Below are 12,523 nucleotides of genomic sequence, written 5' to 3' on the forward strand. Positions count from 1 at the left end.
TCATGAATCCCAGCGGTATTCTGTCTTATCTTACGCGCCACCGCACAGCGGCGAACCTGTTGATGGTCATCATGTTGGCCGCCGGTTTGTTCGCTTATCCGAAGATGCGCGCACAGTTTTTCCCCGATGTGATCGTAGACAATGTGACAGTATCGGTTGCGTGGTCCGGTGCGGGCGCAGAAGACGTTGATGATGCGATTATCCAAGTGCTGCAACCCGCACTGCTGGGCGTGGAAGGCGTGACCAACACATCATCCACATCATCCGAAGGGTCCGCACGCATCAGCATGGAGTTCGAGCCCGGTTGGGACATGGCCAAGGCGACAGAGGATGTGCAATTGGCCGTTGATGCAACGTCCAATCTGCCCGAAGACGCGGAAGACCCGAACGTGCGGCGCGGGCAATGGTCAGACCGCGTGACGGACGTGGTGATAACCGGACCCGTGGCGCCTGAACAATTGGGCCGCTTTGCCGATGAATTTACGGTGCGTTTGTTTGCACAAGGCGTAACACGGACAACCATTCGCGGGGTCGCGGCACCCTCAACGATCATCGAAGTTCCGTCGCTTGCGCTAATTCAATACGACATCACGATGGCCGAAATTTCTGACGCAATTGCGCAAGAGGTGAACGCAGATCCAGCTGGCGATGTTTCTGGTGCTGCGCGCGTGCGTACAGGTGTCGAAAAACGCACGGCTGATGAAATCGAAGCGATTGTTCTGCGCACGGACGCCAATGGCGCAGCGCTGACGATTGGTGACGTCGCACGGGTATTTACCGAAGGCGTTGATCGCGCCCGCGCCTATTTTGTCGGCACGGATTCAGCCATCACGATCCGCGTTGATCGTGCGGCCACAGGTGATGCGATTAAAGTGCAAGCAACCGTTGAGGAAGTCGCGCAGGCCTATGCCGCCACCTTACCCGCTGGCACAAGTATTGATCTTATCCGCGCACGCGCCGAACTGATTACAGGCCGTTTGAACATTCTTTACGAAAACGCGCTGCTGGGCCTCGCGTTGGTTGTGGCCCTTTTGTTCATGTTCCTGAATGCGCGCACGGCGTTCTGGGTTGCCGCTGGCATTCCGGTTGCCATGGGCGGTGCGATTGCGCTGATGTATGCCGCTGGACTGACCATCAATATGATTTCTTTGTTCGGCCTGATCATCACCTTGGGCATTGTGGTCGACGATGCGATTGTCGTTGGCGAACACGCCGATTATCGCCATCGAAAACTTGGCGAAAGCCCAGCACAAGCCGCTGAAAATGCGGCCAAAAAGATGTTCAGCCCGGTGTTTTCCGCCACTCTTACGACGATCATTGCCTTCTTTGCGCTGGTTTTGGTTGGCGGACGGTTCGGTGATTTGATCGCTGATATCCCGTTTACCGTCATCGTTGTTCTAATCGCATCGCTGATCGAATGCTTTCTGATCCTGCCGCATCACATGTACAAAGCCTTGGCCGCAAGCAGTGGCGACAAATGGTATGACGCGCCATCGCGGGTTGTGAACCGTGGGTTTGACTGGGTCAAAGAAACGCTGTTCCGCCCGTTCATGGCGGGTGTCATCTGGGCGCGCTATCCTGTGATCGCGATTGCCTTGTTGTTGTTGGCCGTGCAGGCGGGATCATTGATCCGTGGCGACGTGCAATGGCGGTTCTTTAACGCCCCCGAACAAGGCAGTGTCACAGGCAATTTCGCGATGCTGCCCGGTGCCACACGCCAAGATACGCTTGAGATGATGCAATCATTGCAAGACGTGACAGAGGCGTTGGGTCTTGAATACGAGGAACGCTATAGCGCGAACCCCGTTGATTACGCCATCGCAGAAGTGGGCGGTAATTCGGGCCGTGGTATTGCAGGCGCAGACACCAAAGATGCGGACCAATTGGGCGCGATTGCCATTGAATTGATCGATGCGGACAGCCGCCCCTATTCCAGCTTCGCCTTCGTGGCTGAATTGCAGGATCGTGTGATCCGCCACCCGATGGTCGAAACGGTGTCGTTTCGCAGTTGGGGCAGCGGGCCCGGCGGTGACGATATTGACGTGCAATTGTTCGGCGCGAATTCTGAAATCCTGAAGGCTGCCGCAGAAGCGCTTAAGACTGAGCTTGAGCAATTCGGAGAGGTTTCGGCGGTTGAGGATTCCCTGTCTTATGACAAAGAAGAACTGATCCTTGAACTCACGCCACAAGGCCAAGCGCTCGGGTTCACGATTGATGGTTTGGGTCGCGTTCTGCGCAATCGTTTGGGCGGGATTGAAGCCGCCACATATCCGGACGGCCCACGGTCTGCGACGATTCGTGTTGAGCTTCCCTCAGGAGAGCTGACGGCAGATTTCATCGATCGCACACAGATGCGCGCGGCGTCCGGTGCTTATGTGCCGCTTGCGGACATTGTAACTGTGCAATCGCGCACTGGGTTTTCGACAGTACAGCGTGAAAATGGTGTGCAGTTGATTTCGGTTACGGGCGACCTCACGGACGATGACGCAGATCGCGCCGCAGAAATCCAGACCCTGATCCAAGAAGACATCCTGCCCCGCATTGAGGCCGCGTTCAGTGTTTCGACGTCTTTGTCAGGCCTGAGCGAACAAGAGGATGAATTCCTCAATGATGCGCGCGTCGGTCTGATCTTTTGCCTTACCGGGATTTTCCTTGTGCTGGCGTGGATTTTCCAAAGCTGGTCGCGCCCTATTGTCGTCATGGCGATCATCCCGTTTGGCCTGATTGGCACAATCTACGGGCATGCCGTGTGGGAAATTCCGATGTCAATTTTCACGGTTGTCGGGCTGTTGGGAATGACGGGCATTATCATCAACGATTCAATCGTATTGGTAAAAACAATCGATGAATACGCCGAAACCCGCGCGCTGATCCCTGCGATCATCGATGGTGTAAGTGATCGTTTGCGCCCTGTTTTGTTAACGACGCTTACGACCGTTCTGGGCCTCGCGCCGCTGCTATACGAAGGATCATCACAGGCAGAATTTCTGAAACCAACCGTCGTGACATTGGTCTACGGACTTGGGTTTGGTATGGTTTTGGTGTTGTTCATCGTGCCATCGCTTATGGCGATGCAAGGTGATGTTGGCGTGCAGATCGGATCAGCCAAGCGCGGGTTCACGAGTAAGTCACGCGGTATCGCAATTCCGACCCGTATCGCTGTGTTTGGCACCGCTGGTTTGTTCGCTGCCATCGTTGCACCAATGATGCTGACGGGCGCGCCATGGGCAATTTTGGGGGCCGTTCTTCCGGTGCTGAACAGTGGTGTGGTGATGGCGATGGGCATTTTCCTTGCGGTGACGCTCGTGTGGTTGCTGATTGTCTACATCGCGATGGCACTTTTGGTGGGCCGCGCCAAAACACCTGCCTAACCCGCGTCACATCCACGAATGTCGACCGACTGACCATTGGCAAGCACCGTAATCCGCATTTCGGAACGGTTCAGTGCAAAACCACCCCCGTTTACGTGGATCATGTCAGCGCGCGCGAACAGATCGTTGCCGTCGCGCCATGTTTGCGGTTGCGACACCCAAACTCGTTGGTCACCGGCTTCTATCACGACGTCTTCATATCCGCCCATCGCCGCCATATCGATCTGCGCCGTGACGCGCAGCCCGTCTTCCATAGGTTCGAGCAGGCAAGTCACATCACCAACGCCTGCTTCTTGCGCGGTCCGAGGGCGATCCAGAAGGGCCGCAACAATGGCTGGATCACGTGTGCCCCCAATGGGCAGCAAAGCATCAAAATCCAACAAAACCGGAACACAAATTTCTTCGCACACACCGATCTGAACTTGGCCGCGCATCTGCGCAGGCGCACCAGCGTCCGGCACGCGCAATTCAACCGGAATAACCACAGATGTGGAATAGCCGATAGATCGCATTCCGTTGTCTTCAAACACCTCGGGAACGGGCCAGTGTAACGCGGCGCCGTCAAGGTTTTGCGATCCCTGCCAGCCAAAGCGCGGCGGGATGCCACCATCACCGGGAGAGCGCCAATAGGTTTTCCAACCCGGCGCAAGACGCACCTGAAGCCCCGCCATATGCGTGCCACTGTCCGTCCGCCAACCCGGCAGAATTTCAAGTTCAACCACGCCATTCGCGGGATCAGCCCAAACTGGGGCCGCCACACACAGCGCGACAAGTGATGAGAGAATTCGAGATTTCATGCCCCTTCCTGTGCCAATCGCTGCACAAAAGAAAGTCACGTTTGGGTCAGGGATATGTCAGCGGGGTGCACGGCGGTGGGGCACCCTTGCACCTTGGCCTGCGCGGCCCCATCATTAAGGGATGACCAACAGCACCAATTTGACCGGAAAATTCCTAATTGCGATGCCTGACATGGGTGACCCGCGTTTTGATCACGCAGTGGTCTATATGTGTGCGCATTCAAGCGATGGTGCCATGGGGCTGATCATCAACAAACCCACGCCCGAGGTCCGCCTGACTGACCTTTTGGAACAGCTTTCGATTGAAGAAGGCGACGTGGCCGTCGATGTGCGTATTCATTTTGGCGGGCCCGTTGAAACCGGGCGCGGGTTCGTGCTGCATACATCAGATTACGTGTCTGGCGCAGGTACGATGGAAGTCGGCGGCGGGATCGCAATGACTGCGACGCTTGATATTCTGGAAGACATCGCAATGGGCAATGGGCCGAAACGGTCAATGCTTGGGTTGGGGTATGCAGGTTGGGGGCCGGGCCAACTGGAAAGTGAACTGGTCAGCAACGGATGGCTGGTGTGTGATGCGGTCGAAGACATCCTGTTTGGCCGCGCCGCAGAACACAAATGGACCGCGGCGCTTAAGACGCTCGGGATTGATCCTTTGATGCTTTCGACCAGTGGCGGAACGGCCTAGCGCGGGGCGGCTGCGCGGCGAAGCCGATCATTGATTGCGCGGCCAAGACCCCGTTCAGGGATCGGTGATACCGCAATCCTTTGCGCGCCAAGTGCATTCAACTGATGCAAGGCATCAAACAAACGCGCCGCCGCTTCGACCAGATCACCGGATGGCGACAGGTTGACTGCGGCATCGACTGCGCCAAAACCAAGTAAGGTTTCCCCCTGCTCAGCGTTCTCAGCATTCAACCGAACGGTGCCATTCGGGGCATAATGGGATGCCAGTTGCCCGGGCGAAGAAGGCGCGCCAGTTTCCCCTGCGCGGACCAACGGAGAGCCCAGCGCCGCCTCGATCGCTTCTGTCGGGATTCCACCTGCGCGCAACAATGTTGGCACAGGTTGCGTTGCCACGATGGTCGATTCGAGGCCAACGCCACAGTCCCCACCATCAATAATTCCATCGATGCGGCCTGTCATTTGATCCGCAACATGCGCGAACTTTGTCGGGCTGATCTGCCCTGATGGATTGGCGGACGGCGCCGCAATCGGCCCTGCAAAAGCCCCCATCAAACCCCGCGCCACTGCGTGATCCGGCACGCGGATCGCCAAACTATCAAGGCCGGCTGTAACCAACCGAGAAATCCCCGAATCTGCGCGCAGTGGCAGAACCAACGTCAGCGCACCCGGCCAGAATGCCTGTGCCAAACCCTTTGAAACTTCGTCAAATTCAACAAATGCCTCGGCCTGCGCCAAAGATGCGACATGCACGATAAGCGGATTAAAGCTCGGTCGGCCCTTGGCATCATAAAGCCGCGCGACGGCTTCGGTGTTGCGCGCGTCTACGCCCAGCCCGTAAACCGTTTCTGTTGGAAAAGCGATCAATCCACCTGCCGCCAGAACAGCCGCAGAGGCGGTGAACCCAGCATCGTTCGCCGCAAATGTGCGTGTCGTCACTTTCTTCATGACGTCGCGTTTTGGTTGCGGGTTTGGCCCATGGGTTTAGCCTTTCGGAAAACAAATACTTACGTTCCCAATAGGCCAAGGATCAACCGGATGCCATATCGCTCACCCATCGCCGACTTTCGCTTTCTCATGGATCATGTGGTTGGTTTTGATCAGGTTGCAGCCACAGACCGCTACGCCGATGCAACAAGCGACACCTGTGATGCAATCCTGACAGAGGCCGCAAAGATGTGCGACGAAGTGCTCGCGCCATTGCAGCGCGCCGGGGATCAGCATCCGGCCGTGTTGGAAAACGGTAATGTACGCACATCGCCGGGCTTTGCAGATGGATACAAAGCCATCGCCGAAGGGGGCTGGATCGGGATTTCGGCGCCAGCAGTTCACGGCGGCATGGATTTGCCGATCACGCTGGCGATGGCGGTAAACGAGATGATGGCCGGTGCGTGCTTGTCACTGCAATTGAACCCGTTGATGACACAAGGCCAGATCGAGGCGCTTGAACATCACGCCAGCGATGCGATCAAAGACATGTACCTGCCCAAGCTGATATCGGGCGAATGGAGCGGCACGATGAACCTGACCGAGCCGCAGGCCGGATCAGACGTTGGCGCGCTGCGATCCAAGGCGGACCCGCTCAACGATGGTAGCTATGCGGTTTCAGGGCAGAAAATCTACATTTCGTGGGCGGACAATGATTTTACTGAAAACGTCTGCCACCTTGTGCTAGCCCGTTTGCCCGATGCACCCGCAGGCGTCAAAGGCATCAGCCTGTTCATGGTCCCGAAAATCATCCTGAACGAGGACGGGTCTTTGGGGGATCGCAATGCCCTGCGCGTTGTCAGCCTAGAACATAAAATGGGCCTGCACGGATCACCCACTGCAGTGATGGCATATGACAACGCAAAAGGCTGGCTGGTGGGCGAACCGAATGCGGGATTGGCTGCCATGTTCACGATGATGAACAACGCCCGCCTTGGCGTCGCAACGCAAGGTATTGGTGTGGCCGAAGCGGCCTATCAACACGCGCTGACCTATGCGATGGATCGCAAACAGGGGCGCGCTGGCGGGTCTGGCGCGATTGCGGAACATGCTGACGTGCGCCGGATGCTGGCATCAATGAAGGCCGATACATTTGCCGCCCGCGCAATTTCTATGGCCAACGCAGTTGCCATCGACATGGCCACGGCCACAGGTGATGCGGCGTGGGACGCGCGCGCAGCATTGCTCACTCCGATTGCCAAAGCCTTTGGCACCGATATTGGCGTAGAAGTCGCCGCAACAGGCATCCAGACCCATGGGGGTATGGGGTTCATAGAAGAAACTGGTGCGGCGCAATTTGCCCGCGATGTCCGCGTTACGACGATCTATGAGGGCACGAATGGTATTCAGGCCATGGACCTTGTCGCGCGCAAGATGGCGGACAATGGCGAAGCTGCTTTTGCCTTACTTGATGAAGTAGAAGCCGCCGCAGAAGCCGCCAAAACATCTAAACCCGACCTTGCCGAACCGGTCTGGCACGCGGCAGAAACCCTGCGCGAAACGACTGAATGGCTTGTGGCGCAGGATGTACAAACGCGGTTTGCGGGGGCAGTGCCGTACCTTCGGGCGTTTGCGCGGGTCTTGGGCGGGCATTATCACCTTACGGCCGCACTTCAGGGGGATGCGACCCGCGCAAGACTGGCCGCGTTTTACATCAAACGCATACTTCCCGAACACGCAGCCCTTTTGGCGCACGTTCAAGAAGGTGCGGATGATCTGATGGCGATTACGCTGGATGATCTGGTGGCGTGATCGCAACTGGGTTAGGCACGCGCTATGACTGATCCCATCCGATACCCATGGTCCGAACCACCCGCGCAAGGTGAAGCAATCGAAGTTGCGAACGGTGTGCTGTGGATGCGCCTGCCGCTGCCAATGGCGCTGGACCACGTGAACGTCTATGCGCTGGATGATGGTGCCGGTTGGACGATCATCGACACAGGATTCGATTCCCGCAAAACCCGCGCCATCTGGCACGATCTTCTGGCCGGACCACTGGCCGCAAAACCCGTGACCCGCGTGATCGGGACGCACCATCACCCGGACCACATCGGGCTTGCCGGTTGGTTTCAAGACGCCGGCGCAGAACTGGCGATGCCGCGCACTGCTTGGTTGATGGCGCGAATGCTGACGCTGGACGAACAGCCCGCCTACCCGACACGGTCTATCGAGTTTTACCGCAAGGCGGGAATGGATGATGCAATCCTTGCCAAACGCCAAAACGACCGCCCGTTCAATTTTGCCGATTGCGTGCATCCGATGCCGCTGGGGTTCACTCGCTTGCAAGAAGGCGGGACGATCCAGATGGGCGGGCGCACGTGGGACATCCGCATGGGCAACGGCCACGCCCCCGAACATGCAACATTCTGGTCGCGTGATGAAAATCTGGTCATTGGCGGCGATCAATTACTACCGTCGATCAGCCCAAATATTGGCGTCTATCCAACTGAACCTGATGCCGATCCGCTTGCGGAATGGCTAGAGGCGTGCGAACGCCTCGCACCCTTTGCCCGCGATGAACACCTTGTGCTTGGGGGGCATAAATTGCCCTTTACCGGCTTGCCCAAACGGATGCAGCAGCTGATCGATAACCACCACGGGGCACTGAAACGGCTGATTTCCCATATCGCCCAACCGCAAAGGGCTGGCGATTGCTTCAAACCGCTGTTCAAACGCGAGATTGATGAGGGCACATATGGATTGGCGTTGGTCGAAGCTCTCGCCCATCTTAATCATTTGCACCAAACGGGTCAGGCCACCCGCGAATTGCGCGACGGGGCGTATTGGTTTCAAGCGGTCTGATTGATCCCGAGTGAGATAATTTTGTTCGCTGGAATTGCAGCCCAGGACCCACCATCCAAAGGTTCTGACGCGAAGGCCTTGCCGCCGTTATCAAGTGATCCGGACGCGTACAAAGTCGGCGCTGTTCCACGCGAGGCATGCCGAAATCCGTACAATGTTGCGCCATCCGAAAACGTGCACGTAATCTTGACGGGGTCCGGCCCCGATCCGATTTTCGCCAAGGTTGCGGCCATTGCGCGTTCCGGGTCATCATCCAATCCGTTGGCCAGTAACGTCAGAAATATCATCTCACTGTCCGTTGAGCCCTGACGGGCAGAATACAAATGATCGGGCAAGTCGGCCTCGAGCTTTCGTTCGATCGCAGCGAAATGAGGGATTTGTCCGTTATGGCAAAACGACCAACGCCTATAGCTGAACGGGTGGCAATTTTGGCGGCTGGTTTCGCCAACAGTGCTGGCGCGGACATGGGCAATAAATAGACGGGACCGCACCATGCGGCATAGGCTGGTCAGGTTGCCATCAGCCCATGCAGGCAGCACATCGCGATACAGCCCCGGCGTTTCATCGCGATCATACCACGCGATCCCGAACCCGTCCCCATTCACGGCCAATTTTGCCTCGGTCGCGTGTTGGCTTTGTTCAAGCAGGGAATGTTTGGGGCGTACGATTATGTTTTCGAGCGGGATCGATGGGCCTGCGTAGGCTGCAATGCGGCACATATCAGTGGCGCGCGTTCATGCGGTCCGTCAGCTTACGCAGTATCCGGCTGGCAGTGGTTTCGCAAAGCGCAGGGAAAACCGCATGAACCAGTGCGGCGAAACCCGCCGTCATCAGCCAAAACGCGAAACCCGCAGCGAACCGCATATGCTGAAAATAGGTTTCATCAACGGTCGCGGGATGGGCAAGAAACCAGCGGTCCAGCAGGCTTTGGCGGGTAGGTTGGCTTTGGTCGGTCATGTTTGTCTCCCGTGATTGGTGTTGGTGTGACTCTATTGGGTTTTGGTCAAAAACACGTCCCAAACCCTCTGGTCAAAATTAGATTTATTGGGATATCATCCCGCCATGGCCCAAATACTTGATGACTATGACCACAAAATACTATCCCTACTGCAACGGGACGCCACACTGTCGGCGGATGCAATATCGGAGGCCGTCGCCCTGTCGCGCAACGCGTGCTGGCGCCGGATCAAGGCCATGGAAGCCAGCGGCGTTATCCTTGCGCGGGTGGCGCTGCTTGATCCGATCAAGATCGGGTGCCCCCTCAGCGCGCTGGTGTTGATCCGCACCGATCATCATTCAGACACATGGCGCAAAGACTTTGCCGCCGCTGTTGCTACGCTGCCTGAAATCACGTCAGCCCAGCGCATGACCGGTGATCTGGATTACGTCTTGATGGTGCGGCTTGCGGATGTGGCAGCGTATGATGTTTTCTACAAACGGCTGACTTCACGAATTTCTGTATCGGATATTTCTGCCAGCTTCGTTATGGAGGATATCAAGGACACAACGGCACTGCCGCTTTGATCTAAGGACGCCCATCATGGACGACAAAATAGCCACCTCCGCAGAAGCCCTTGAGGCCACGGCCATCCCACGCGTTCACGAGGTTCATACGGACCCCGAAAAAACCTGCCCGGAACCGATCAAAAACGCGGAACCCAAAAGTGCTGCACGTTGGGCGTACGAGCGTTTGATCCTGTATATCCAGAATTTCGAAAAGACCCTCGACAACACTCAAGAAGTCGCGATGGGATTTGCCGGCGACAGTTCAGGTGTGATCAAGATCGAAGGAATGGGGTACTATGACCCTGATATCGTGACATTTTACGGTGCCGACCCGTCCGGCACGAAGACACAGCTGGTGCAACATGTAACGCAGTTGTCTGTCATGTTGCGCGCATTGCCCAAAGATGTCGAAGCCGAAGAACCAAATCGCATCGGGTTTCGTTTGGCCCAGGATCTGGATGACGAAGACACAGGCGGCAATGCGACGACCTGACAGGGCTGACAAGGTCGCATGAATCGGCTAAAGCCAACACAAATCGAACAAAGGGAACATATCATGGCTGACCACAAGCACGGCGAAATGGACGTTACAGTTCAGGAAAAGACATTTGACGGCTTCATAAGCATGGTCACAAAGGCAACGGTGATTATCATCGTCGCTTTGGTCCTGCTCGCGATGATTAACGGATAACCCCTGATGCAGCGCCGCGCTTTTGTTCTTACTGCGCCACTCGTCCTTGCGGCCTGTGCTGCGGGCCAAGATGAAATCCTTTCCCCGCAAGCCGCAATTGATCGCGTAGCGTATGTGCATCCCGGCCCCAAGCGTCTGACGCTGCTGACCATGAAAAATACAGGGTCCGACAATGGCGCGCACACCGGCCTGATGATCAACGCAAGCCAACGGGTCCTTTGGGATCCGGCGGGCAGCTTTGGCCATTCATCTATACCTGAACGCAATGACGTTCATTTCGGGATCACCCCGCGTATTGAACAGTTCTACATCTCGTTCCATTCGCGCATTACGTATTACACGCTGATTCAGGAAATTGACGTGTCCCCCGAAGTTGCCGAACAGGCCATGCGTCTGGCGCTTGCCAACGGGCCGACACCACAGGCAGCTTGCACAACCCACACGTCCCGCGCGCTTAGCCAATTGCCTGGTTTTGAATCTGTCCGAAAAACCTTCTTTCCGAGCAATCTGTCAGATCAATTCGCAAGGCTCCCCGGTGTGCGCGAACGCATTTACCGTGAGGAAGACGCCGACGATAAGTCCATTGCGGCGGCAGAAATCGACGCGGCGATCACCGCCAGTCAGTAAGCGCCCAACAGCCAGATCATGCCGAACAATGTCGCGCCACCGCACAGGATGGCGGCGATCACATTGCGCGTCAGCAGACCTACTGCAAATGTCACCAGCGCTGCGCTAAGCCTTGCGGGGTCCACCTCTCCGTCAGTTGCGGCGGGCCATAGGACAAGCGGTGCAATCAACCCCGGAAGAACGGCCACCGCAGTATAGCGCAAATGGCGCAGCGCCCAGTCGGGCAAATCTTTGCCGCCGATAAGGCCAAGAAACGAAAACCGGATCAGATAGGTGCCGATGCCAAGAACGATAATTGTGGTCCAGATGTAACTGTCGCTCATGGTGTGGCCACCTCGTCAGTTCGGCGCGCCATCCAAAGTTCGATCTGCGCGCCGACCATCATCGCAACCACAGCGGCGATCAACAGACCAAAGTTATAGGGCAATCCAGCAAACAGCAGCGCCAGCAAGATCGATGTCACAGCCGCGATCATATGCGCCAGCGTACGCATCATCGGCGCAATAATCGCGAGGAAACAAATCGGCACAGCGAAATCCAGTGCCATCCAATCCGGTATCGTGTCGCCGATCCAGATGCCCAGCCCCGTTGCCACAACCCACATCGGGCAAACTGGCGTGACCGCCCCGAAAAAGAACGCGATCCTTTGGGGTAGCGTTAAATGGGGCTCATCCTCATAACGGTTAATCGAAACCGCATAGCTTTGATCGACATTGACGTAAGCGATCAACGCACGTTTCCACAGTGGCGCCTCCCCCAGCCATACAGCCAAGGATGCGGAATACATCGCCATACGCAAATTAACCGCCAGTGCCGTAGCGATCACGATTAGGATAGGCGCGTCATCGACCATCAATTGCAGGGCCGCAAACTGTGCAGCACCCGCGAACACAACGGAAGAAAAAGCCATGGTTTGAACGCTGGTAAATCCGGCTTCTGTGGCGACAACGCCGAACAGCAGCCCGAACGGCATCACCACCAGCAAGAACGGAACGCCCATTCGAAATCCGGTCCAGTAATAGGATTTATCGCCCGTCCCTGACATCATGCAGCCTTAC

The 12,523-nt window shown here is 56.7% G+C and carries 14 protein-coding genes; 8 read left to right on the top strand and 6 right to left on the bottom strand.

All coding sequences use genetic code 11. The annotated features are described in order from the left end of the window. Positions 1–2: 2 nt before the first annotated feature. A complete protein-coding gene (locus tag L0664_RS08975; RefSeq protein WP_235225314.1) occupies positions 3–3,371 on the top strand; it encodes an efflux RND transporter permease subunit in 3,369 nt (1,122 codons plus the stop codon). On the opposite strand, the gene L0664_RS08980 is transcribed toward L0664_RS08975, so the two are convergent. Further along, a complete protein-coding gene (locus L0664_RS08980) occupies positions 3,368–4,168 on the bottom strand; it encodes a protein-disulfide reductase DsbD domain-containing protein (protein WP_235225315.1) in 801 nt (266 codons plus the stop codon). The genes L0664_RS08975 and L0664_RS08980 overlap by 4 nt on opposite strands. A gap of 121 nt (positions 4,169–4,289) precedes the next feature. On the opposite strand from L0664_RS08980, the gene L0664_RS08985 reads away from it, so the two are divergent. Beyond that, positions 4,290–4,856 (top strand): YqgE/AlgH family protein, encoded by a 567-nt coding sequence (locus L0664_RS08985; RefSeq protein ID WP_235225316.1) that lies wholly within the window; start codon positions 4,290–4,292, stop codon positions 4,854–4,856. Here the strand turns inward: L0664_RS08985 and L0664_RS08990 are convergent. Next, positions 4,853–5,800 carry an L-threonylcarbamoyladenylate synthase gene (locus L0664_RS08990; RefSeq protein ID WP_235225317.1) on the bottom strand — a complete coding sequence of 316 codons (948 nt, stop codon included), beginning with the start codon at positions 5,798–5,800 and terminating at the stop codon, positions 4,853–4,855. The genes L0664_RS08985 and L0664_RS08990 overlap by 4 nt on opposite strands. A gap of 90 nt (positions 5,801–5,890) precedes the next feature. On the opposite strand from L0664_RS08990, the gene L0664_RS08995 reads away from it, so the two are divergent. Together L0664_RS08995 and L0664_RS09000 are read left to right on the top strand one after the other, a co-directional pair. Then, complete coding sequence (locus L0664_RS08995) at positions 5,891–7,591, top strand: acyl-CoA dehydrogenase (RefSeq protein WP_235225318.1); 1,701 nt, start codon at positions 5,891–5,893, stop codon at positions 7,589–7,591. A gap of 24 nt (positions 7,592–7,615) precedes the next feature. Further along, entirely contained in the window at positions 7,616–8,641 is a 1,026-nt protein-coding gene (locus L0664_RS09000) for an MBL fold metallo-hydrolase (RefSeq protein ID WP_235225319.1), read from the top strand. Here L0664_RS09000 and L0664_RS09005 read toward each other — a convergent pair. Continuing rightward, complete coding sequence (locus L0664_RS09005; RefSeq protein ID WP_235225320.1) at positions 8,629–9,360, bottom strand: class II glutamine amidotransferase; 732 nt, start codon at positions 9,358–9,360, stop codon at positions 8,629–8,631. The genes L0664_RS09000 and L0664_RS09005 overlap by 13 nt on opposite strands. A gap of 1 nt (position 9,361) precedes the next feature. Further along, positions 9,362–9,598, bottom strand: coding sequence for a DUF6356 family protein (locus L0664_RS09010; RefSeq protein WP_235225321.1), 237 nt, complete (start codon positions 9,596–9,598; stop codon positions 9,362–9,364). 105 nt (positions 9,599–9,703) lie between these two features. Here L0664_RS09010 and L0664_RS09015 point away from each other — a divergent pair, with 105 nt between their 5' ends. The 4 genes from L0664_RS09015 to L0664_RS09030 all read left to right on the top strand — a co-directional run bounded on the left by L0664_RS09015 (position 9,704) and on the right by L0664_RS09030 (position 11,465). After that, positions 9,704–10,165: an Lrp/AsnC family transcriptional regulator gene (locus L0664_RS09015; protein ID WP_235225322.1), complete on the top strand. Its 462-nt coding sequence runs from the start codon at positions 9,704–9,706 to the stop codon at positions 10,163–10,165. 16 nt (positions 10,166–10,181) lie between these two features. After that, positions 10,182–10,640 carry a hypothetical protein gene (locus L0664_RS09020; protein WP_235225323.1) on the top strand — a complete coding sequence of 153 codons (459 nt, stop codon included), beginning with the start codon at positions 10,182–10,184 and terminating at the stop codon, positions 10,638–10,640. Positions 10,641–10,703: 63 nt separating this feature from the next. After that, the gene (locus L0664_RS09025; RefSeq protein WP_235225324.1) at positions 10,704–10,838 is read left to right on the top strand and encodes an aa3-type cytochrome c oxidase subunit IV; all 135 of its coding nucleotides are present in this window, start codon (positions 10,704–10,706) and stop codon (positions 10,836–10,838) included. Between the two features lie 6 nt (positions 10,839–10,844). After that, positions 10,845–11,465: a hypothetical protein gene (locus L0664_RS09030; protein WP_235225325.1), complete on the top strand. Its 621-nt coding sequence runs from the start codon at positions 10,845–10,847 to the stop codon at positions 11,463–11,465. On the opposite strand, the gene L0664_RS09035 is transcribed toward L0664_RS09030, so the two are convergent. Further along, positions 11,459–11,788 carry an AzlD domain-containing protein gene (locus L0664_RS09035; RefSeq protein WP_235225326.1) on the bottom strand — a complete coding sequence of 110 codons (330 nt, stop codon included), beginning with the start codon at positions 11,786–11,788 and terminating at the stop codon, positions 11,459–11,461. The genes L0664_RS09030 and L0664_RS09035 overlap by 7 nt on opposite strands. Continuing rightward, positions 11,785–12,510, bottom strand: coding sequence for an AzlC family ABC transporter permease (locus tag L0664_RS09040; protein WP_235226165.1), 726 nt, complete (start codon positions 12,508–12,510; stop codon positions 11,785–11,787). Before L0664_RS09040 ends, L0664_RS09035 begins: the two co-directional genes overlap by 4 nt. Positions 12,511–12,523: the final 13 nt, after the last annotated feature.

Source organism: Octadecabacter dasysiphoniae, assembly GCF_021532615.1.
Taxonomy (GTDB): domain Bacteria; phylum Pseudomonadota; class Alphaproteobacteria; order Rhodobacterales; family Rhodobacteraceae; genus Octadecabacter; species Octadecabacter dasysiphoniae.